At 59.8% G+C, this 22568-nt stretch carries 22 protein-coding genes; 9 read left to right on the forward strand and 13 right to left on the reverse strand.

The window, feature by feature from the left end:
* The 4 genes from NZ746_05755 to NZ746_05770 form a co-directional block, all read left to right on the forward strand.
* On the forward strand, nt 1-1293 hold a 1293-nt coding region (locus tag NZ746_05755; GenBank protein MCS6816868.1), incomplete at its 5' end, for a phosphatidylglycerol lysyltransferase domain-containing protein.
* Nucleotides 1286-2062, forward strand: coding sequence for a hypothetical protein (locus tag NZ746_05760; GenBank protein MCS6816869.1), 777 nt, complete (start codon nt 1286-1288; stop codon nt 2060-2062). The genes NZ746_05755 and NZ746_05760, both read left to right, overlap by 8 nt.
* Nucleotides 2038-3081 (forward strand): flippase-like domain-containing protein, encoded by a 1044-nt coding sequence (locus tag NZ746_05765; protein ID MCS6816870.1) that lies wholly within the window; start codon nt 2038-2040, stop codon nt 3079-3081. Before NZ746_05760 ends, NZ746_05765 begins: the two co-directional genes overlap by 25 nt.
* Nucleotides 3082-3192: 111 nt before the next feature.
* Nucleotides 3193-4740 (forward strand): APC family permease, encoded by a 1548-nt coding sequence (locus tag NZ746_05770; protein MCS6816871.1) that lies wholly within the window; start codon nt 3193-3195, stop codon nt 4738-4740.
* A 27-nt stretch (nt 4741-4767) separates the two neighbouring features.
* Here the strand turns inward: NZ746_05770 and NZ746_05775 are convergent, their stop codons facing one another.
* The 5 genes from NZ746_05775 to NZ746_05795 form a co-directional block, all read right to left on the reverse strand.
* Nucleotides 4768-7113, reverse strand: coding sequence for a sodium-translocating pyrophosphatase (locus tag NZ746_05775; GenBank protein MCS6816872.1), 2346 nt, complete (start codon nt 7111-7113; stop codon nt 4768-4770).
* An 82-nt stretch (nt 7114-7195) separates the two neighbouring features.
* Nucleotides 7196-7897, reverse strand: a complete 702-nt coding sequence (gene queC / locus NZ746_05780) for a 7-cyano-7-deazaguanine synthase QueC (protein MCS6816873.1) — start codon at nt 7895-7897, stop codon at nt 7196-7198.
* 18 nt (nt 7898-7915) lie between these two features.
* A complete protein-coding gene (gene ispH, locus NZ746_05785; protein MCS6816874.1) occupies nt 7916-8869 on the reverse strand; it encodes a 4-hydroxy-3-methylbut-2-enyl diphosphate reductase in 954 nt (317 codons plus the stop codon).
* A 29-nt stretch (nt 8870-8898) separates the two neighbouring features.
* Nucleotides 8899-9891 carry a riboflavin biosynthesis protein RibF gene (gene ribF / locus NZ746_05790; GenBank protein MCS6816875.1) on the reverse strand — a complete coding sequence of 331 codons (993 nt, stop codon included), beginning with the start codon at nt 9889-9891 and terminating at the stop codon, nt 8899-8901.
* Nucleotides 9892-10020: 129 nt separating this feature from the next.
* A complete protein-coding gene (locus tag NZ746_05795; GenBank protein ID MCS6816876.1) occupies nt 10021-10455 on the reverse strand; it encodes a DUF1844 domain-containing protein in 435 nt (144 codons plus the stop codon).
* Between the two features lie 303 nt (nt 10456-10758).
* Here NZ746_05795 and NZ746_05800 point away from each other — a divergent pair, with 303 nt between their 5' ends.
* Both NZ746_05800 and NZ746_05805 read left to right on the forward strand, forming a co-directional pair.
* Entirely contained in the window at nt 10759-11892 is a 1134-nt protein-coding gene (locus NZ746_05800; GenBank protein MCS6816877.1) for a cytochrome c3 family protein, read from the forward strand.
* 367 nt (nt 11893-12259) lie between these two features.
* Complete coding sequence (locus NZ746_05805; GenBank protein ID MCS6816878.1) at nt 12260-12982, forward strand: ATP-binding protein; 723 nt, start codon at nt 12260-12262, stop codon at nt 12980-12982.
* 89 nt (nt 12983-13071) lie between these two features.
* Here NZ746_05805 and fsa read toward each other — a convergent pair whose 3' ends face one another.
* The 4 genes from fsa to rpoD all read right to left on the reverse strand — a co-directional run bounded on the left by fsa (nt 13072) and on the right by rpoD (nt 17697).
* Nucleotides 13072-13749: a fructose-6-phosphate aldolase gene (gene fsa, locus NZ746_05810; GenBank protein ID MCS6816879.1), complete on the reverse strand. Its 678-nt coding sequence runs from the start codon at nt 13747-13749 to the stop codon at nt 13072-13074.
* Between the two features lie 82 nt (nt 13750-13831).
* Nucleotides 13832-15205, reverse strand: a complete 1374-nt coding sequence (locus tag NZ746_05815; protein ID MCS6816880.1) for an amidohydrolase family protein — start codon at nt 15203-15205, stop codon at nt 13832-13834.
* Between the two features lie 2 nt (nt 15206-15207).
* Nucleotides 15208-15876, reverse strand: a complete 669-nt coding sequence (locus NZ746_05820) for an MgtC/SapB family protein (GenBank protein ID MCS6816881.1) — start codon at nt 15874-15876, stop codon at nt 15208-15210.
* Between the two features lie 171 nt (nt 15877-16047).
* Nucleotides 16048-17697, reverse strand: a complete 1650-nt coding sequence (gene rpoD, locus NZ746_05825) for an RNA polymerase sigma factor RpoD (GenBank protein MCS6816882.1) — start codon at nt 17695-17697, stop codon at nt 16048-16050.
* A 342-nt stretch (nt 17698-18039) separates the two neighbouring features.
* On the opposite strand from rpoD, the gene NZ746_05830 reads away from it, so the two are divergent.
* Genes NZ746_05830 through NZ746_05840 form a run of 3 tightly spaced genes read left to right on the forward strand, consistent with a single transcriptional unit; the run spans nt 18040 to nt 20086 of the window.
* Nucleotides 18040-18591 carry an RNA polymerase sigma factor gene (locus NZ746_05830; GenBank protein MCS6816883.1) on the forward strand — a complete coding sequence of 184 codons (552 nt, stop codon included), beginning with the start codon at nt 18040-18042 and terminating at the stop codon, nt 18589-18591.
* Nucleotides 18591-19289, forward strand: a complete 699-nt coding sequence (locus NZ746_05835; protein MCS6816884.1) for a zf-HC2 domain-containing protein — start codon at nt 18591-18593, stop codon at nt 19287-19289. Before NZ746_05830 ends, NZ746_05835 begins: the two co-directional genes overlap by 1 nt.
* Nucleotides 19290-19318: 29 nt before the next feature.
* A complete protein-coding gene (locus NZ746_05840) occupies nt 19319-20086 on the forward strand; it encodes a DUF4097 domain-containing protein (protein MCS6816885.1) in 768 nt (255 codons plus the stop codon).
* A 16-nt stretch (nt 20087-20102) separates the two neighbouring features.
* Here NZ746_05840 and NZ746_05845 read toward each other — a convergent pair whose 3' ends face one another.
* The 4 genes from NZ746_05845 to NZ746_05860 all read right to left on the reverse strand — a co-directional run bounded on the left by NZ746_05845 (nt 20103) and on the right by NZ746_05860 (nt 22454).
* Nucleotides 20103-20312 carry a hypothetical protein gene (locus tag NZ746_05845; GenBank protein ID MCS6816886.1) on the reverse strand — a complete coding sequence of 70 codons (210 nt, stop codon included), beginning with the start codon at nt 20310-20312 and terminating at the stop codon, nt 20103-20105.
* Nucleotides 20313-20419: 107 nt separating this feature from the next.
* The gene (locus tag NZ746_05850; GenBank protein MCS6816887.1) at nt 20420-20659 is read right to left on the reverse strand and encodes a hypothetical protein; all 240 of its coding nucleotides are present in this window, start codon (nt 20657-20659) and stop codon (nt 20420-20422) included.
* A 9-nt stretch (nt 20660-20668) separates the two neighbouring features.
* Nucleotides 20669-21454 carry an inositol monophosphatase gene (locus NZ746_05855; protein ID MCS6816888.1) on the reverse strand — a complete coding sequence of 262 codons (786 nt, stop codon included), beginning with the start codon at nt 21452-21454 and terminating at the stop codon, nt 20669-20671.
* Nucleotides 21438-22454, reverse strand: coding sequence for a VWA domain-containing protein (locus NZ746_05860; protein ID MCS6816889.1), 1017 nt, complete (start codon nt 22452-22454; stop codon nt 21438-21440). Before NZ746_05860 ends, NZ746_05855 begins: the two co-directional genes overlap by 17 nt.
* Nucleotides 22455-22568 lie beyond the last annotated feature (114 nt).

Raw genomic sequence — 22568 nt, forward strand, 5'->3', positions numbered from 1 at the left:
AGCATTCCGGATTTTCGCTCGGGACTCCTTCGCATGGGCATCGCCGTTCTGGTCGCATTGGGCTATGGAGTGGCGGGGTTCTGGCTGCTGGATCAGAGAGAGTTCGGTATCAACTTCACCCTAGGCGATTCCATCCGGCGAACTCTGCTATTCCTCTCTTTGATGGGCGACCCCCACATTGTACCGCGCACGCATTATGCTCATTGGTTCATTGACTCCCTCTACTTGATGACCATCACGGCCATCGGGTATGGCGGGTTTGCGCTGTTCCGACCGGTCATCTATCAATTTCGCACACTACCCCAGGAACGCGAATGGGCACGTCAGATCCTGGCCATGCATGGGCGTTCGTCGCTGGATTACTTCAAACTGTGGCCGGATAAATCGTTTTTCTTTTCGCCATCGCGCCGATCCTTTCTGGCTTATCGAGTGGCCGGCAATTTCGCCGTCGTGCTCGGTGACCCGGTGGGTCCCGACGAAGAGATTGAGGATATCATCCGGCGATTTCACGAATTGTGCCAGGACAATGATTGGGGACTGGCCTTCTACCAAACTTTGCCCGATTTTTTGCCTGTCTACAAACGCCTGGGGTTCAAAAAACTCAAAATCGGCGATGACGCCATCGTTGATCTCACGCAATTCAGTCTCGAAGGAAAGACGATGAAGAAGTTCCGACACACCTTAAATCAACTGGAGAAGTTGGGTGTCCACACCGTCTACTATGAACCGCCGATTTCGGAGGAGGTTCTTATGCAGGCCAAGGAGGTTTCCGATGAATGGCTACAAATCCCGGGCCGTCGAGAGCGAGGATTCACACTGGGGAGGTTCGAGCCGAATTACATCCGATCCACGCCCCTGTTTGCAGCAGCCGACAAAGACGGTCGGAACCTTGCATTCGTCAACATTATTCCTTCCTATCGCGCCGGAGAAGCAACCATTGATCTTATGAGACATCGGTTGAAATCGCCGAACGGGATTATGGACTATCTCTTTGTCAAGCTCTTCCTGCACAGCAAGGAGGGAGGATTCGAGCGCTTCAATTTAGGCATGGCCCCGATGTCCGGTTTCCAGGAAAAAGAAGACGCCTCGCTGGAAGAGCGGGCCGTCCACTATTTTTTCCAGCATTTGAATTTTCTCTTCAGCTACGAAGGATTACGACGTTACAAAGCGAAGTTCGCCAGCTTCTGGGAGCCTCGCTACGCCGTCTATCGTAACACGCTTGATCTGCCGAAGTTGGCCGTGGCTTTAAGCAGGCTCTCGGAACTGAATGGCAAGGAGAGGCAGTATGAATAGTCCCCTTCGACTTTTCTGCGTGATGCTGCTTTTGCTCGTGCCCATTTGGGAGCAAACTCCCGCGCCGGGGGAAAACACGCCGATCATTCGCGGCCAAGCACAAGAAATCTATTTCTATCCGGCGACCGGAACGCGCCTCGATCGCAAAATCTTGTTTGCTCCCGGCGACGGCGGATGGCGGGGATTCGCCGTCGTCATCGCGCAGACGATGGCTTCTTGGGGATATGATGTCTACGGATTGAACACCAAGCGATATCTGATGAGCTTCACGGGAAAGACTCGATTGAAGGAAACGGATGTGATGAATGACTTTCGGCAACTCGCCCAATGGATCATGCGCAACGGAAGTGAACGCATCACGCTGGTGGGATGGTCGGAAGGAGCCGGATTGTGCGTGCTGGCGGCAGCATCTCCGGAAAACAAGAAGATCTTCAACGGTCTCATCACCATCGGCCTGACGGAATCCAATGTCCTCGGCTGGCGATGGATCGACAATCTGACCTACATCACCAAGAGAGATCCCAACGAGCCGAAGTTTTTCACCGCCGACTACCTGCCGGCTGTGTCTCCTCTGCCCCTTCTGATGCTCCAGTCGAGCCGAGATGAGTACATTTCGCCGGAAGCGGGAAAACGGTTATTTTCCGTCGCTAGAGAGCCGAAACGATTTCAATTGATCGAAGCCCGAAACCATCGGTTTGACGGCAACACCGAAGGATTTTTCAACGCGCTCCGCGAGGGATTGGAATGGGTCAACAAGACAGCTCGTTGAATTTGTCCGATGCTCAACCAACTAAACGAGCTTCATGGTTGACCAAAGCGATCTTTGGTTGCCTTGTTGCAGCCGCGTGTTTGGTGTGGGTGTTCCATGATGTTCATGTCGAGAGGCTGCTGGATCACATCGTCGCCATTAACTGGGGGTGGGTGGCGCTGGCCATCGTGTTCGACATCCTGAGTTACGTGTGCCAGGGTTGGCGGTGGCAGCTCCTGCTCAAGCCCGTCGGCGATGTATCCGTGTTGCGAGCCACTCAGGCGATTTACGCCGGCTTGTTCACGAACGAGGTCCTGCCCATGCGTTTTGGTGAACTGGTCCGAGCCTATTTGATCTCCCGTTGGATCTCGGCGCGATTTGTGGCGATTCTTCCCTCGATGGCGGTGGAGCGATTATTCGACGGTGTATGGCTGGGCGGCGCCATTGGGCTGACAGCCTTGTTCGTTCCGTTGCCCAAAGATCTAATCGAAGCTGCTGACATCTTGGGCGTCGTCGTATTAATCGCCACCGGTCTCTTCGTCTATGCCGTCTTTCGTAAGCCCAAGGCACCTACCGAAGCAACCATTCGATCGTCAGGCAGCTGGAGATCCCCGCAGATCATCAAGTCATTTACTGACCATCTGGTCAGCGGACTTCAAGCCATCGGCACCTCGCGCTTCGTTTATCTAGCTTTCGGCCTGTCCCTGCTGTTCCTCACCCTACAAGCGTTCGCGTTCTGGCTGATCATGCGGGCCTATGGATTACCCTTGTCATTCTGGGTTGGGTTCGTCGTGTTGTTGATCGTCCATCTCGGAACGGCGGTCCCCAACGCGCCGGCCAACGTTGGGACGTATCAGTTTTTCACCGTCGTGGGTCTCACTCTCTTCGGGGTGGAAAAGACGCTGGCCGCCGGCTTCTCCGTGGTGGCGTTCGTCGTTCTGACGATTCCCCTATGGATCATTGGTTTTTTGGCTCTCAGTCGCAGCGGGATGATGCTATCCACCATCCGCAGTGAAGTCAGTAAACTGACGGTTCGGTGAAGATGAGGCTGAACACTCTACGTGGAAATCAAGTCAGAGAGATGATTCCTTGGATCATCGCGTGCATCTGATTCAGACCGCGCGTGACTTAAAGCTGCGAAGGAGGATGCGATGGATGATTTGCAGATGCTATCTCAGCGGCCACGCCTTCGGCGGGAAGTGACGCTGTGGGGCTCCTTTACCTGGGGGTATGCCGACGTCGGGGCTGATGTCTATGTTGCTCTCGGCCTCGTTATGGCGGCAGCCCAAGGGGCCACACCGTTGGCCTTCGCCATCGCCGGTGTGGTCTACGTGATGGTCGGTCTGGCGTACACGGAACTGGCGGCGACCTATCCTTCGGCCGGAGGGGGCCAATATTTCACCTTACGCGGGCTCGGTGATTTTTGGGGCTTGGTTGCCGGTGCCGCTCTGATGCTCGACTATACGGTGGACGTTGCGCTCTTCGCCATGGCCTCGGCCGGATACATCAACTTTTTCTTTCCCCGCTTCCGCGAATTCTCGGTGTCGCTCGGTCCTTTCTCGGAGGTCAATCTCGTTTGGTTGGCTGAAACGACAGGACTGATTGCGCTCCTGGCGATCCTCAATGTCAAGGGAATCCGCGAATCCTCGCTCTTCAATGAGGTCCTCGGCGCGCTCGATCTCCTGATGGAGACGAGCATCATCGTTCTGGGCTTCACCTTCGCGTGGCGACCGGAATTCTTCCTGCATCAATGGAGAATGGAATTCCCCGCATGGCATGATTTGCTCTATGGCGTTTCGATCGCGGTGATCTCTTATGTCGGCCTGGAGTCAATTTCTCAAGCCGCTCAGGAGACCGTTCGTCCGGGGACGGTAATTCCCCGAACCTCGCTCACATTGATCGGAGTCGTGCTCCTGTTCGCCCTGGCATTTCCCACGGTCGCGCTCGGCATCGCTCCCTGGTCGGAGATTGCTGCACGCGAAGGAGATCCGGTTGCGCTGCTGGCGAGCAAACTCCCGCTTGTCGGATTCCTCGCCGGCCCCCTCGCGGCCGTTTTGGCGGCGACGATTGTTCTGATCTCAGCCAATACGGGGATCATGGGAGCAAGTCGATTGGCCTTCAGTATGGCCGAGTTAGGACTCATCGGAGAACGCCTCGCCCATGTGCATCCGCGGTTTCGAACGCCCACTCGCGCAATCCTTTTCTTTTCGGGGGTCGCCATGGTTGAAGCCCTCTTTGCCTTCCTCAGCGGTCACAAAGCGATGGAGACGATGGCGAACATGTACGCGTTTGGGGCGATGCTGGCTTATTTCTTGAGCTCTCTGGCTCTGCTGGCCTTACGGATTCGAGAGCCACATGTTCCGCGTCCCTATATGGTCCCTCTCAACGCACGTGTGAAGGAGACGAGAATTCCCCTCTTGGGCCTGCTAGGCCTCCTCGGCACCGGAGGGATGGTCGCGCTCGTGCTCTGGACCCACAAGATCGCTCGAATCGTGGGGCCATTATGGATCCTGGTTTGGATCCTCTACTATGCCTTCTTTCGATGGCGCCGCAGCCGGCCGATCTTCGGGAGCTTGCCACGGGATTGGGACTCGGAACATCGGCGTCTGCTCGAAGAAGCGGAGGAGTGGGATCTTCTAGCGTGGTTCCAAGCCGAACAAGGCCGAAGGGCAAAGCGGAGGGTAGACGACGGGTGTTAGATCTCCCTTTCCGCTTCCAGATGAGGCTTACATTCGCCGACTCCCTTCGGATGCCCACACCTCTTGCTGGAGCGCCTCCGCGAGCGATCCGCGCTTGCTGAAGGCGACGGCCATTCCCAGCATGACCAAGCACGCGACGATGATGCCTCCCCGAGCCATCCATGTAAGCGGGCGTGTCGCGAACGGGGCCACGAGGATGCTCACCAAGTTCATCACCTTGATCAAAGGATTGAGTGATGGTCCGGCCGTATCCTTGAAGGGATCGCCGACGGTGTCCCCAATGATGGCCGCCTTATGCGCTTCAGTCCCTTTACCGCCGAGAAACCCGTCCTCGATCTTCTTCTTCGCGTTATCCCACGTCGCTCCCGTATTCGCCATGAAAACGGCGAGCAACTGTCCGGTCAAGATCGCTCCGACCAGGAATCCCCCGAGCGCTCCCGGACCCAGCGCAAAGGCGACAAGAATCGGAGCAAAGATGCCGAGCACGCCCGGCCCGATTAGCTCTTTCTGGGCCGTCGCCGTCACGATCTCCACACATCGCCCGTAGTCGGGCTTCTCCTTCCACTCCAGGATGCCCGGCTTCTCGCGAAACTGGCGACGCACCTCCTCGACGACCTGATGCGCCGCTCGTCCAACGGCCTTCAACGCGAAGGCGGAGAAGAGGAAGGGCACTGCGCCTCCGATCAAGAGGCCAGCGAAGACCTCTGGCAGATTCACCTGAATCCCCCTCTCGAGCAACCGCGCCTCGTCAACGAATGATCTGAACAGGGAGACGGCCGCGATCACCGCCGTCGCGATGGCCAACCCTTTGGTGAGCGCTTTCGTCGTATTGCCAATGGCATCGAGCCAAGCGAGATTCCGCCCCACTTCGGGAGCCGCCTTGATGCCGGACATCTCGAAGATGCCCTGCGCGTTATCAGTGATCGGCCCGTAGGTATCCATGGCCAGGATGAATCCCGTCGTCGTCAGAAGCCCGAGTCCCGCGAGCGCGATCCCGTAAGCAGCCAGAGCTGGACTTCCAGCGAAGATCAGGAGCGAAGCCACGATCGTCCCCACGATTGCCAGGATCGCCCATACGGTGCTCTCCAATCCTGCGCCCATGCCCGTCAGGAGCATCGTCGCCGCCCCAGTCCGTGTGGAGATCGCCGTTTCGGTCGCCGCCGACTTGTCCGGATGCGTGAAGACATTAGTGATCCAGAGCGTCACCAGAGCCAGCGCGATCCCCATGCTCGTGGCCAGGAAGAAGCGAAAATCGGGCCGCCCCGTCACCGGATCCACGAGGTAAAAGACATTCAGCAGAGCGAATCCCACGACCGAGCTGAGTCCCGAGACCCAATATCCCACTGTGATCGGGCGCATGGGATCTTTCACTGCTCCGCTCCGCATGCGCACGCTCCAAATGCCAAGCATGGACGAGAAGACCCCGAGGGCACGCACGAGCAACGGGAACAAGACCAGCTTCAAGGCAAACGCCGAGGCGTGCTCTCCATAATACTGCGTGAACGACGGATCCAAGAGCGTAGCAGCAGCGAGAATAATGGCGGCGACCAACGTCACCTCGTAGCTCTCGAAGACATCAGCCGCCATTCCCGCGCAGTCTCCTACGTTGTCGCCCACATTATCGGCGATGACCGCGGCATTGCGCGGATCGTCCTCGGGGATGCCCTTTTCCACTTTTCCGATCAGATCCGCTCCCACATCAGCTGCCTTCGTATAAATCCCGCCGCCGATGCGCATGAAGAGTGCGGCGAGACTGCCGCCGAAACCAAAGCCCACAAGCACCTTCATCGCTTCTTCCTGAAAGAGCAAGAAGATGATCGTCGCGCCGAGCAACCCGAAGCCGACAGTGAACATCCCCGACACGGCTCCCGCCCGAAAGGCGAGTTCGAACGCGCGGGGGAAACTCGAGCGCGCGAGATTCGCCGTGCGCACGTTCCCTTTCACGGCCAGCCACATTCCGACATAGCCGGCGCCATAGGAAGCCATTACGCCCATTAAGAAGGCGATCGCGATGCCCGCCGGGAATCTCCAATCCGGATAAACCTTCCGGTACACGACGAAGAGCAGGACGGTAATCGCTAATACGAACCAAATCATCGTGCGGAACTGCCGGCCGAGATAAGCCATCGCTCCTTCTTCGATCGCCCGAGCGACGCGGATCATCTCCTCCGGTCCCGGATCCTGCCGGAGTATTCGCCGAACCAAGGAAGCGCCAAACAACAGGGCGAGCAGGGCGGAGGCCAGGACAGCCCAAAGCATCAGCCACTCCGTGCGTCCCAGCGTCGGCAGCGTGATCTCGCTTTCGGATTGCGCCCAGGCGCTTCCCCGAATGAGCGAGAAGAAGAGCAGAAGGCCAACTCCCTTCACCCGCATACGTCCCTTCACCTCCTATGTGAATGTCCGCCAGCCGAAGGGACGCCCCCTGTCTGCCTTCGAGCTAGCCTTGTTCTGCGCCTCAGCTCACATAACGCAGAGGATCTGCTATTCCCGCCTCGGCGAAACCCCGACGTCGGATGTGACAGCTATCGCATCGTCCGCAGGCGAGGACCCCTCCCTCGCGCTCAACCGGATCATAGCAGCTCCAGGTGAGGCCGTAGTCCACGCCCAGCTCGTGTCCGCGCCGAATGATCTCAGCTTTAGTCAGTCGAAGCAGCGGAGCCTGAATGCGAAATCGCGCTCGGCCTTCCACGCCCGCTCGCGTGGCAAGGCGAGCCATTTCCTCAAACGCCCGCAGGTATTCAGGACGACAATCGGGATAGCCGCTGTAATCGAGGACGTTCGCTCCGAAGAAGATGTCCTCAGCTCCGAGCACCTCCGCCCAGGCGAGCGCGAAGGCGAGGAAGATTGTGTTCCGCGCCGGAACATAGGTCACGGGAATTCCCGCTCCGATCTCCTCCGCTGCTCGATCCTTCGGCACGGCCACAGTCGGATCGGTGAGGGCCGAGCCGCCGATCTCATGCATGTCAATTCGGATGATCAAATGCTTCGCCACTTGGAAGACTCGCGCGATCTCCTGCGCCCGTTCCAGCTCCACGCGATGCCGTTGGCCATAGTCGAAGGAGAGGGCATACGTCTCATACCCTTCCGCCCGAGCGATCGCCAGCGTCGTCGTCGAATCAATTCCCCCGCTCAAGAGGACAACGGCTTTTTTCGCCATATCGGTTCAAACGCTGGTTCACGGGTTTTTGCCGAGCAGATCTGCGGGGCGCACGATTTCCATGGGGAGTGCAAAATACACGTTCTCGTCTTCAGCCGGCATCTCCTCGACGCTCTCCGCCCCGAGCGCGCGAAGATAGGCGACCACGCGCTCGACCAATTCTTCGGGAGCGGATGCTCCGGCCGTCACGCCAACGGTTGTGGCACCGTCCAGCCATTCCTGCTGGATCTCCGTCTCATCGTTGATCACGTACGCGGGGACGCCCGCTGCTTGTGCGACCTCACGCAATCGCTGCGAGTTGGAGCTGTTTTGTGAACCGATCACGAGGATGAGATCCGCCTCGCGGGCCAAAGCTTTCACGGCATTCTGCCGATTTTGCGTGGCGTAGCAGATGTCGTCTTTCGGCGGAGCTTCCAAATGGGGGAATCGTCGTCGCAGAGCCTCGACGATATGCGCCGTATCGTCCACACTGAGCGTCGTCTGCGTGAGGTAGACGATGCGCTCCGGACTCTCCATCGGCAACTGCTCCACATCGGCGACAGAGCTGACCAGATGCATCGGTGCCTCGCCCATCGTCCCCTCGACCTCCTCATGTCCGGGATGCCCGATGAGCACAATCGTATACCCCTCGCGGGCGAAGCGCACGGCTTCCAGATGCACCTTCGTCACTAATGGGCATGTCGCATCAATGACTCGCAGCTTTCGTGCTGCGGCCTCGGCGCGAACTTGAGGCGAGACGCCATGGGCGCTGAAGATGCACGTCGCTCCTTCAGGCACGTCGGCGATCCGATCCACGAAGACGACGCCGCGCTGACGGAGACGTTCGACGATGTGCCGATTGTGGACGATCTCGTGAAAGACATAAATGGGCGGGGGGAACAGTGCGAGCGCGCGCTCGACGATGCCAATGGCGCGCACGACGCCAGCGCAAAATCCGCGCGGCTTCGCGAGAATGACTCGGCGAATTGCCATATGTGTCTCTCCCCCTCGCCGCGAAGTTTCTAAGAGTACCATCCCCCCGATGGAGCGTCAATTCGCTCCGGGGTCTCGCCGAGTAAGGCACGAACACGAGGATGCGCGAAATATCGGCGCGCGCGCGCGATGTCCCGCTCGATCTGAATCCGCAGAGCATCCGCGCTCTCGAAACGCTGTTCCGACCGCAATCGGCGAAGGAAACGCAACGCCGCCGAGGCTCCGAGCACCTCCCCCTCCCAATCCAGAAGATGCGTCTCGATGCTCACATGCGGATCGCCACCGAACGTCGGGCGATGGCCGATATTGGTCACTCCCGGATACCAACGATCGGCGAAGCGCACGAGGGTAACATAGACACCTGTCGCCGGAAGGATGGGATTCTCGGCATTGAGATTCGCCGTGGGGACCAGGATCTCGCGTCCTCGGCCTGATCCTGAGACAATCCGGCCGCGAATCTCATACGGACGCCCGAGAAGCCGTCGGGCGAGATTCACTCGCCCTGCCCGCAGCAATCGCCGAATCACCGTCGCCCGAACTCGATGTCCGCGCAAGGTGACCTCTTCGATCTCCACCGCCCGTCGCCCCAATCGCGCCGCGATCTCTTGCGCCAGCTCGATCCGTCCTTGCCGATCGCGTCCAAAGGCTGCTCCCTTTCCTAGGTACAACTCGCGCGCGTCTAATCGCCCGAAGACATACGTCAGCAGAAACTCTTCGGCCGAAACAGCCGCCACTTCTCGGGTGAAGCGCATGATGACGACCTGTTCGATGCCTAACTCCGCGAAGGCTTCCAATCGCTGCTCGAGCGTTTGTAAAAGCGGAGGCGCTGTCTCCGGACGCAAGACGTGTCGGGGATGTGGATCGAAAGTAATGACTGTCGGCGTCGCTTCAAGCGCTTGCGCCCGCGCGACGACGGTGCGCAAAATCCGCTGATGTCCGAGATGAACCCCGTCGAAGACGCCGAATGTCACCACCGTGGGGCGCGCGATGGCTTCCTGCCAGAGATCGCGGATGATTTTCATCGCATGTCGAACCAATCGCTCACCAGATGAAGTGAGGACGACTCTCCTGGACCGCGATGTGGAGTCTGTGCCGCCCACCAAAAGGCCGAACGGGCGAGATCGCCTTCTCCCCGCAGGCGCGATGCGCTATTAAGCGCCAGCCTCGCGCTCCCTGGGTTGCCGATTCGCCAATTGCACGAAGCGCATGCGGAGCTGCGTGAGCGCTCCATCGAACAACTCTTCCTCCTCGCGCGAGAGATTGCCGCGCGTCTTCTCGCGCAACGCCCCCAACCAGTCAATCATTTGCTTTGCGGCCGACAAATCCACGATCCGCTTCCCCAGAGCCGGATGTTCCAACATCCCCAGATTGATCTCCGCCGAGGAGATGAGATTCACGAGCAATTCCACAAAGAGTGGCGATGTCTCGATCGCCGGGGGCGAAGGTGTAGCTTCTTCTACCAGAGGCGCCGTCGTCGGCGTGCTCGTCTGCTCTTGTTCCACAATCTCTGCGCGCAGCGTCCCATCCGGATTGAAGAGGCGACGATCCGTGACCTTGAACGTGACCTCACCCTCTTTGTCGCTCATGCGCTCTCACTCCTCACCGCGTTAATGGCGAGGCAATCATCTTATCACCACCTCTTCCGAGCAGCAAGGGAGGCGCTGCCGATTGCGGTTGTAGCGCTACGGCAGCGCCTCTTGGGCTTCGGTCACCTCCGTGCATTTTTCCCCTTGAGACGCGGATTTTTCCCCAGCGCGCCCCTGCACCAAGCCTCGGCGCATTTCCACAACCAATTGACTACAGCGAACTTCCGAGGTCACCCGTGATGATGGCATGGCATTTGCTATTGCCGTGGTCGGCTGTATCACCAACCGGCAAGGAGGTTGACTATGCGCAAGAGGACTACGCGCAGATTCCAACTCGTTGTCGTAACCCTCTTCCTCGCCTCTACTGGAATTTACTTCGCCGTTAAGACCCCAGCTCATTCGTCCCCAGCTCAGGAGACAACGAGCCAGGGGCCGACGATCACTGAGACCTTCGCGACTAGCCTGCACGGCACGCGACGCGGGAAGCAGACGTGGTACAGTAAGTACAACGAGGGTTTCGAGGCGCTCACGGGAATCCCCATAGACCAGCTGACGTGCTTGAAATGTCACCCCGGCACTCGGGCCGATGGGACGCCGATCGACACCGCGACATACCGACCGGATTGTTCGGATTGCCATGTCCGCGTTGGTGATCAAGTGAGTCAGGAGACGTGCCTCAAGTGCCACCGTCGGCAGGCGACGGAGATCACGACGTTTCGGTACACGGACGTGCATCGAGAGCTGGGCTTCACGTGCCGAAACTGCCATACCAAGCGAGAAATGCACGGCGATGGGAATATCTACCTCTCTTGGTTGGAACCTGGCGCCATGGATGTTTCCTGCGAGACGTGCCATAAGACGATCTCGGCGACGACCAGCCACAACCTCCATCGCGAGACGGTGGATTGCACGGCGTGCCACGCGCAATCGGTCATCTCCTGTTACAATTGCCACTTTGAAAGCGAAGTCGCAGCCGGCGTCAAACGTCCTTATGGCGTCCTGCGCGGTTTCACGCTCCTGGTTCGACGACAAGGATCAGGGAAGATCTATCCCGCGACAATCATGGCGCTGACCTACCAAGGGAAGTCCTTCGTCGCCATCGCGCCATATCGTGCGCACAATATTGTGACGAGAGGACGCTCTTGCCGTGAATGTCACGCCAATGCGGCAATCACCGAATACGCTCGGACGGGACAGATCACCGTGACGCGGTGGGATGAGCGAGAGAGGAGACTCATCGGGCCCAGTGGAGTCATCCCCGTTCCTCCGGATTGGCAACGGGCACTGCGCTTCGATTTCGTAGACTACACGGGCGATCCGAGGGCGACGACCACTGATCCCACGAAGTGGGTCTTCCTCAAGTCAGGAGCTGACAAGATGCAGATGCTCTACGCCAAACCACTCACTCGCGAGCAGATCGAGAAGCTGGCCCAGTGAGCATCGGAAGGGGGGCTCTCGCCCCCCTTGAATCCTCCATTAAGTTGTTCAACTCCACGCAGCCACGCGGCGACATTCGACACTCCGTGAGCACGCGGGCGCGCCCTGGCCCATTCGGCCCCCTGCTTCCTTCTGGGTGCCCCATCTCATCAGCGCAGTGCTCCCCGCCTTCGCGGCGTCCATCCCATCCGATTTTTCCGGCTGACGAGGGCCACGTTTGTGGATGAGGGGCAGCGTGCGCGCGAGCGCGACGAGCGTTCGAGGATCGTCTCGTGTTCCCTCCGGATCGAAGGCGACCGGGGTCGGGGATACGAATAGCCGCACGATTGCACTTTGGCACTCGACTGACTATAATAGCGGCGCTCCTATGCCGACGACGTCGGAAAAGAAGACCGCGTGGACGGTGGCGTGTTCCTACTGCCACGATACGGGCTGGGAGTACGTGGCCGAGCGAACGGTCCGACGCTGCCGATGCCGACAGGATCCCCAACGAGTGGCTGAACGCCTCCTGCAGGCGGCACGTATTCCCCCACGATACGCCGAATGTGGGTTCCACAACTACGAGATCCGAAACAACACGCAGCGGGCCGCCGTGTATATCTGTCAGCGTCTGGTCGAGGATTATCCCAACGTGGATCGAGGGCTTTTGATCATCGGTCCGTGCGGCGTCGGGAAGACGCATCTTGCCGTGGCGACGATCAAGGACCTGATCCGGCAGAAATTGGTCCCCTGCCTCTTCTACGACTTTCGCGATCTCTTGAAAGAGATCCAGGACAGCTACAATCCCATCTCGCAAACGAGCGAGCTGCGGATCCTGGCCCCCATCTATGAAGCCGAAGTCTTAGTCCTCGATGAACTCGGCGCCGCGAAGCCGACCGAATGGGTGCAAGATACGATGACGCAGATCATCAACACGCGCTACAACCAGAAGCGGATCACGATCTTCACCTCGAATTTCCTGGACAAATCAACCAGCTCCACGAAGGAGACGCTCACCGACCGCGTGGGCGAGCGCTTGCGCTCTCGCCTACACGAGATGTGCCGCGTTGTCGAAATCGAGGGTGAGGATTACCGCCCCGTGCGCCGGTGAAAGACCATCAATCCTCGCGGCGCTCCCCTGGATCCGTCCCGCGCATGACTCCGGAAAGGCGTGCGCTGTGGTTCGCTCGCGTCGTGGAATCACCCACTTCGCGGCCCTTCTGATCCAACGGGCTTGTACGCGCGCTCCCAATCCTTCAGGAATCGCTCCAGACCAATATCTGTGAGCGGATGCTTGATGAGTTGCTCCAGGACCTTGAAGGGCAAGGTGACGATGTCCGCGCCGATGAGCGCCGCTTGCACGACGTGCATAGGGTGGCGAATGCTGGCGACCAGGATGCGGGTCTCGAACTCGTAGTTATCGAAGACCTCGCGAATCTGCTCGATCAGCTCCATGCCTGAATGGCCGATGTCGTCCAACCGCCCGACGAATGGGCTGACGACAGTCGCCCCCGCCTTCGCGGCCAAGATCGCCTGCGGCACGGTGAAGACGAGCGTCGTGTTGATCGCGATCCCCTCCTGCGAGAGGACGCGAATGGCTTTGAGCCCTTCCACCAAGCACGGGATCTTCACCATGACGTTCGGATGAATGCGCGCCAGCTCGCGTGCCTCGGCGATCATCTCCGCCGCCGTCGTACTGACCACTTCAGCGCTCACCGGACCCGATACCAGCTCGCAAATCTCGCGAATGTGAGCGCGTGGGTCCGGAGCCCCCTCCTTTGCAATGAGGCTCGGATTCGTCGTCACGCCATCAATGACCCCCCAGGAGACCGCCTCGCGAATCTCCGCGAGATTGGCCGTGTCTAGGAAGAACTTCATCGCTCTCCTCCTTTCGACGCATTTTCCTCGCCCTGAGTTCAACCGAGTGCTTCTTCACTTTAGCAACCCATCCCTTCGGGAATCAATCCCCCATGAGTGCTTGGCGGTGACGCGCGCGGGCTCGAATCTCTTGAAGACGCGCGCGCACGCGTTCTTCATCGAGCGTCGTGACCGAGACGCCATCGAAGAGCACGCGTCCGCCGACGGCCGTGAAGCGCACGTCGCTCCCTCGCGCGGAGAAAACGATGGCCGCGACGGGATCATCTACCGGTTGCACGTGCGCTCCCGAGAGATCCACGGCGATGAAATCGGCTTCCTTGCCGGGCTCGAGCGAGCCAATACGCGACTCCAGTGAGAGGGCGCGCGCGCCTCCAAGCGTCAGGAGCCGCAGCATCGCCTCCGCACTCAATAGGGTCGGGGACGCCCGATTCGCTCGCTGCATGAGCAGCCCGAACCGCGCTTCCTCCAGGAGATCACACGCGTTGTTGCTCGCAACGCTGTCAGTCCCCAACCCCACGGCGATCCCCGCGCGCAACCATTCCGGGAGCGGCGCCACGCCATGCCCGAGCTTCGCATTCGACTTCGGGCAATGGGCGATGGCTGCGCCACTTTGCGCGATGAGCGCGATGTCATCGCCGTCTACGTACACGCCGTGAACCAGCAGGGGACGCGCGGCGAGTACACCCAGATCGTGCAGATATTGGATCGGCGAGATTCCCGGGGCGCGCCACGAGAGACCACGCCGTTCGTAAATCTGGGCGAACTCTCCCCGCCCATATCGCACGAACTCCACCTCGGCCCGAGACTCCGCGATGTGGATGCATAACGGCAGGGAATTGGCGCGCGCATACTCCACCGCTCGACGAAAGAGCGGCGCCGAGACCGTATACGGCGCATGAGGGGAGATGCCGAGACGCACGCGCTCGGACGCACATGAATGCGCGCGCATCTGCTGAAGGCGCTCACTCAATCCCCGCATCCCCTCCTCCGCGTCTTCGGGACGCAGGCCGAAGACTTCTTGAAAGAAGAGGCCGCGCGCCCCACTCTCGCACAAGGCCTCGAATCCAACTCCCGTGGCACCGACATCAACAATCGTCGTCTGTCCGCTGCGAATAGCTTCGAGAACACCCGCCCGCGCGCTCTCCCGCACTTCTTCCACGGACAATCCTTCCCGCAATCGCGTGAGCGCCGCGAGCCACCTCACGAATGAGAGGTCCTCCAACATCCCTCGAAAGACCGTCAGCTCCAAATGCGCATGGACGTTCACCAATCCGGGCAGCAGCGCCGCCTCTCCGAAATCGCGCACGGCCGCCTCGGGGAACCGCGCGCGCAACTCCGCCTCGCTCCCGACAGCCACGATGCGCTCTCCTTCGACCGCGATCCCTCCTCGACGAAAAGGCGGCCGCGCAATGGGCACCACCCAGTCGGCTACATAGAGCGTGCGCGCCGATGACATCGTCAAAGCTCCCGCGGAATCTCCATGCGCAAACGGCCGGGGACCGAGAGCAATTCGGGCAGCAATCGTTCGTTCACCTCAGGGGGAACCGAGAGCACGAACCGAATGGCCATGCCCGCATTCGTCTTCTCGAACGATGCTCCCTCCATCTCCACACCGTGCGCGCGCAAGATCTCCGTCAGCCGCGCTAGCGCCGTCGGCGCGTCGCTGGTCTCCAGATGATATTCGTAGACGGAACGCGTACTGGCAAGCATGCGTTTCTCGATCCGACCCAACACGAAGAGCGAGAGGATAACGATCGCCGTCGCCAATAAAGCGGGCAAATAGTATCCCCCGCCAATGGCCAGACCAATCGCCGCCACGGTGAAGATCGTGGCTCCAGTGGTCAACCCGACTACGGCGCCACGACTGTGAACGATCGCCCCGGCCCCGAGGAATCCGATCCCAGTCACCACCTGCGCGGCGATGCGTCCGGGATCCCCACTTCTTCCGCCCTCATTGGCCACCAGCAGCGAAAGGATCATCAGAAGCGCGGCCCCTATGCAAATCAGCATGTTCGTCCGCAAGCCAGCCGGTTTGTGACTCAATTCGCGTTCCAGTCCGACGAGCCCGCCGAGGACCGCCGCGGCAAGCAGCTTCGTCAAACTCTCCACCAAGAGTTCCATCCCCATCTCCTCCTCATGGACGATTTCTCCCCAAGGTCCCACGCATCGGGAAGAACACCGGCACAATTGTAGCGCATCGCACGGACTCGAAGAACTGAAGGGCAAGGCCTGAGACGACGCCCGCGCGCGAGCACGGGGGGATAACGCCTCTCCGAAGCTCAAAAGGCCAAGGCGCGCTCACGGGCTCGCGAACGAACGCAACGCCTGCGCTCGCGACGGATGGCGGAGCTTCTTGATGGCTTTGGCTTCGATCTGCCGAATGCGTTCGCGGGTGACGCGGAGCTTTTGACCGATCTCCTCCAGAGTGTATTCCTGATCGTACGGGGGAAGCCCGAAGCGCATCCGCAAGATCGTCGCTTCGCGCTCATTCAGCAGGCGCAAAGCCTCCTCGGTCACCCGCCAGCGATCGGCCACAAGGACGCTCTCGAGCGGGCTCTTGATCGTCTTATCCTCGATGAAATGCCCGAGGTTGGTCCCCTCGTCATCTCCGATCGGGGTCTCCAGCGAGATCGGCTCCTGCGCCACCCGGAGCATATGCGTGACCTTGGTCACCGACACGCCCAAGCGCGTGGCGACTTCCTCTGGGGTCGGCTCTCGTCCTAACTCTTGCACCAATTGCCGCGACGCGCGCGCCATGCGATGGAGGGCTTCGATCATATGGACCGGGAGGCGAATCGTGCGCGCCTGCTCGGCAATCGCGCGCGTCATCGCTTGCCGAATCCACCATGTCGCATAGGTGGAGAATTTGTACCCGCGTCGCCAGTCGAACTTCTCAACGGCTCGCATCAATCCAATGTTCCCCTCTTGGATGAGATCGAGGAAGGGCAAGCCTCGATTCATATGCCGCTTGGCGATCGAGACGACCAAGCGCAAATTCGCCTCGATCATCCGCCGGCGTGCTTCCTCAGCCTCGCGCTCTCCGCGCTCGATGCGCTCGCAAAGGCGCGCGAGTTCGCGCCCCGAGAGGCCATAGCGCGCTTCGAGCGCGCGCAAATGCCGTCGCGCTTCGCGAAGGCGTCTCTGCAGCATCGTCCGACGCGCGCGCGAGCGCGTCCGTTGCACGGCTTCCTCCAATGCGCGCACGGAAGCGGCCGCCTGCCCGAGCGCATGAGCCGCCTCTTGCACGACCTCGATCAGCGATTGGAGAAATCGCATCGTGAATTCCACGCGACCGATCCGCTCCGATCCCGCTCCCCGCAGAAATCGTCCCAGCTCTACGCGCGCGCGGGCCCATGCCCATGGCGCTTTCGACCACCGCCTCACTCGTCTCGACATCCGATGCTGAATTCGCCTCTCCAGCCGAAGGGCACGCTCTTGAAGACGCGCCACCTCATCAAGCCATCCCAGAACTCGGGCGAACATGCGCTCAGCCTGTTCCTCTTCTCCCTCCCCTCCCCCTAACTCAGTCAGAACGACTACGTCGGAGAGCGGCCGCCCTTGTCTCAACTCTTCCCGCAATGCGAGGATTCGCTGAACGACGAACGGGATCCGAAACAGCGCCTTGAGTACGCGATTCCGTCCACGCTCGATCTGCCGCGCGAGCCGAACCTCATCCTCCCGCGTGAGTAGCGGAACCGCACTCATCTCTCGGAAATAGAGCCGAAGGGAATCCATCCCTCCTTCTTCCGACTCAAGCACGGTCAACTCCTCCTCCGGCTCCGAGAATCTCTCCTCCCCCGCCCACGGGATCAGCTCGCTCTCCTCCTCAAGCTCTGAAAGCGCACGCGGCGAGCCCAACAGCTCTCGAAAGGCATCTTCTTCAAACGTCGGGGTCTCCTTCTCCTCAAAAGCATGAATCCCGCCTTCAAGCGCGTCTGTGTATCTCATAGGTCGGTCTCCCCAGGTGGGCTCTCCCTCTACACGGCCGCCGATCTCACAACCTCCGAGCCAATTCCCAGCAAGCTGAACGGCTCATTATACTTATCTGGCCATCGAAAGGCAACGACTTTCTATTCCCCCCTCTCTCCCCCCATCGAGAAATGCGATTACACCTTCCCCCATTTCAGCGACACAGCCCATCGAGGAAGCCCCAAAGGAACGATGTCACGAAGCGCCCTTTGGCTTTCGAAGAAACCGGTTTATAATGTGCAAGCAACGACATGGGGGGACAAGGCATCGCAGTAGGCGAGATCGGGATGCGTGTGCTGCGATGCGATGAGCTGCGAAACGATGATCACGAAGACGGCAGACAGCTTCACCGATCTCGAACTCGCGGCCCAATCGGCAGCGGGGGACGTTGCGGCTTTTGAGCGATTGTATGAGCTGCACCGGCGTCGCGTGTACTCGCTGTGTTTGAGGATGTTGGGAAATGCGACGGATGCTGAGGATGTGACGCAGGAAGTGTTTCTACAAGTGTTTCGCAAAATCGGGACGTTTCGCGGAGAAGCGGCCTTCACGACCTGGTTGTATCGTCTCGCGGTGAATCAGGTGCTCATGCACTGGCGCAAGCAAGGAGTTCGACTGGAAGAGACGCCCGAAGAGGGAGAGGTGAGTGAACCCGCTTGCCACCGCCCCTTGCCGATTCTCGACCGCATTGCGTTGGAACAAGCCATTCGACGTTTGCCCCCTGGGTATCGGATGGTGTTTCTCTTGCACGATGTCGAAGGGTACGAGCACGAGGAGATCGCCGCCATGCTCGGCTGTAGCGCGGGCACTTCGAAATCACAACTTCACAAGGCGCGGTTAAAACTGCGACGTCTCCTACAGGAGGGAGATGAATGATGTCCTGCGCGAAGTATCAAGATCGGCTCTCCGACTACATTGATGGTGGGCTCTCGGGGCGCGAACGGCTCGATCTGGAACGGCATCTGCGAGAATGTGAAAGCTGCCGGACGATTTGCGAAGATCTGCTCTACATTCATCAACTTAGTCGTGAGCTGCCCGAATACGAGCCAAGTCCTCAGCTATGGGAGCGGATCGCGGCAGCGATCGCAGCCGAGACACGGGCGGAACCGTCCGGCCTCCCAATGGGGATTCGGCGATGGTGGGCGCGATCGGTTTTCGCCGCCGCGGCCGCTGCCGCAATCATCGTGTTGGCGGGGACGCTTCTGCGATTTCGTTCTCCCGCGCCAGAATCTCAAGAGGCGCATATTTCGACTCCCTCCCAGTGGGGCGCTCTCGCTCCCCCGCTCTTGGAGGTTCAACCGACTGGCCTCATCCTCGTTTATAAGCCCGCCGTGGAGAGCGAGATCGTGCAACAGCGCATCGAGGCGTTGGAGCGTCAGATCCAGCGGCGGCGGCCGTTCTGGGATGCGGAGACCGAAGCCTGCTTCCGGCGCGCCTTGGAGACGGTCGAACGCTCTTTGGCGCATTGTCGTCAGGGCCTCGAACGGGATCCAGGGAACATCGTCCTTCGGGAACTCTATCTCGGCGCTCTGAAAGCCAAACTCGAGCTGCTGAAGCGGTTCTCCGAGCTATAGCGTGAGCCGTCACGCGCCATACAAAAAAGATGAGACGGCAGATCGGCACATGGAAGATCGCCGTTCTGAAGGCTGGCCTTCTTGGATTGCTCTGTGCGCTTCCCGCTCTGATTCTCGCCCAAGCGCGCGTAGGATCCGCACGGTCCCAGCCCGTGGTGCGGACGTTCCCCGTTGGTTCGACCCCCAGCGTCGTACTTGTGAACACCTCGCTCCGAGGGAACGTCGCGATACAAGCGTGGACGCGTCAGGAGATTCAACTCGCGATAACGACGACGTCTGCGACCGCGCGTGTGGACATCCACTTCTCCAATGATGTCTTAACCGTGAAAGTCCAGAAGCGTCGCGCGACCGGTCCTGACGCCGTGGACTTGGAGGTGAAGGTCCCCCCTGATTGCGCGATTGAAGCTTCAACGATTGGCGGGAAGATTCGCGTCCATGGTGTACGCGGTCACATGAAGCTCTCGACGATGGAGGGTGACATCGAGCTTGCGGACGTCTCGTCCCCGAGCATTGATGCCATGAGTGTGACGACAGGACGCATCATGTTCTCCGGGAGCCTCCACGAGCGCGGCACCTACAGCTTCTACTCGGGCACGGGGACGATCGAGATCGCCCTCCCGGGACAAAGCTCATTCACCCTCGATGCCTCGACTCACGAGGGACGCATTGAAACCGAAGGCATTCGCTTACAAACGCGCTCACGAACGTCCTCGCATCTGCAAGGAATCGCTGAGACGGGAAGCGCCCTCCTCAAACTCCGAACTCATTCCGGTCGCATCCGCGTGCGACACCGATGAACCATGCGCGCCTCTCTCAGAAGGCGAGGAGGATGATCTGCTGAGGACTCAACATGGGCGCCAGAAGAGCGAGAAGAATCGCTCCGGCAAAAGTCCCGACATTGAGAACCATCGGCGTCAAGCCCAACGCGACCATGAGAAGAATAATGACGGAAGGTAGGACCGAAGCCATCCCCAGGACCATCGAAACTCCACCCATCACTACACCGGCAAGTCCCTTCCTCATGGCTTCCTCCCTGAGATGAAGTCTCCGCAGCCCCAAGTGCGCCCGTAAAATATATCCCAACTCCTCAGTCTCAGCAAGAGCTTTTTTTCTCCCCCTCCTGGGCTTCATCACCCATGAAAGGCGCCGACGGGAGCGATCTTCACGTGGACATTGCCGAGCTTACGATAATAGGCCCCAAGCAGCACGACGTACCGATCGTCGGGATGCTGCCCGAGCCGTCGCACGCACTCCGCACAAGCGATCTCAGCACGCGAGAGAAGCTGAAGGTCCTCAGTGGGGTTCCGCTCGGGCACGGAGATCGTGATCTCCCGTTGACAGAGAGAACACACGCGCGTCGTCGTCGCCATCGCCCTCCCTCACGCTCCAATGAGAACGGCGATCATCTCGTCGTGGATGCGCCCATTACTGGCTAGGATTTCGGGCTCGTAGAGCCGGAATGGGCTCCCATCGAAGCGGGTGACGCGCCCTCCGGCTTCCTCGACCATCAGGGCCCCCGCCGCCATATCCCAAGGCTTCAATCCTAACTCCCAAAAGCCATCGAAACGCCCGCAGGCCAGATAGCAGAGGTCCAAGACGGCCGATCCATCGCGTCGGATCGCTTGGGCTGTCTTCACGAAGCGGGCGAAATACGCCAGGCTTTCATCGGGCTGGCTCCGAATGGTATACGGAAACCCAGTTGCGAGCAATCCCTGGGCCAAGGTCTCCGTGCGCGAGACGCGAATCGGGCGGCCATTGAGCGTCGCCCCCGCTCCGCGCTCAGCGACGAAGAGTTCCTCGCGCAGCGGATCGTAAACGACGCCCAGCACGATCTCCCCTTGATACTCCAGGGCCAATGCGACGCAGAAAAACGGATACCCGTGCGCGTAGTTGGTCGTCCCATCCAGAGGATCAATGAGCCAGCGGTATTCGGAAGTCCCCCCCTGATGGCCGCTCTCCTCCGCCAGGATCGCATGTCGCGGATAATGCGCCGCAATCCGCTCCTTGATGAGCGACTCCGAGAGCAAATCCACCTCGGTCACCAGATCAATCGGACTCGACTTGTAGTTCACATCTACGGTGCGACCGAAGTGATCGCGCAACAGCGCACCGGCTTCGCGGGCCGTCTCCACAGCGAAATCGAGCATGCTACTGGTTCGGAGCATAATACCCCTCTCGCGCGATCGCGATGTAAGCCGGATTCCCCGTCATCACGCGAATGCGTCGGAAGCGCCCGTCGCGAGTCGTGTTCTTCGGCGTATAGCGCAAGATGTATTGCGTGCTCAACTCTTCGGCGATCTGCGCATAAGCCTCTTTCAGCTCGGATTGCTCCAAGGGGAAGTAGATTCGTCCGCCCGTCTTCTCCGCCAACGCGATGAGTTGCTCTTCCGCTTGATCGAGCACCTGCAGGTAGAGCCGAACGTAGAAATCGTTCGGATCGAGCGGCCGTAGGATGAAGGGCGAACGCTCGCCTTTCAAGAAGGCGCGAATGGCCTTCGTCTTGCTGATCACGTAGACGATGGCCTCGGCTCGCCGCACGGCCTCCAGAGCTTCGTCGAATGTTTTCTGATCCGGTCCATCGTAGGTATCCACCCCATCTGTGAAGAGCAGGATCGCGCGTCGGCCTTCGACCGCCTTCAACTTGTTCGCCGCCACATAGAGGGCTTTGTAGAAGGCCGTGTTCCCGACCGCCGGCAATTGAAAGAGCGCGCGCTGCAGACGCAGCTTATCGGTCTCCCAATCGAGCACTTCCTCGACCTTATGGTTGAAGCGAATGATCGCGACGCGATCCTTCGGTCCCAGGGCATTGAGAAACGCCAACGCGGCGAGGCGGATGTCGTTGATCTCAGTGGCGACACTTCCCGAAATGTCAATGAGCAGCACGACGTTCACCGGCACCGTGCCGACAGTAAAATCCGTGATCTCCTGCCGCACGCCATCTTCGTAGAGGGTGAAATCGTAGCGGCTGAGGCCTCGGATCAAGCGCCCATATCGGTCGCGCACGGTCACCGGGACGACCACTTCGGTCGTCTCCAACGTCACCGCCGCCTCATCCGGCTCCTTCGTCTCTTTGGGCTTCTCGACCGGAAGGCGCCGACCGCTTTGTGCCCACGCGCTGCCGAACACAAGCAGCAGCAAGAGGACATGCCATTTCCCACACCGCATAAGGTTCTCATTATGGCAAATGCTCCCACACTGACGGAAGCTCCCGCGAGCGCCGAGCGTGCCAGCCGCGCTGCCTGAGGCGAAGTTTGACAGCCCCTCGGAGGTATGCTAGCT

The sequence above is a fragment of the Blastocatellia bacterium genome, from assembly GCA_025055075.1.
Lineage (GTDB): Bacteria > Acidobacteriota > Blastocatellia > HR10 > HR10 > HR10.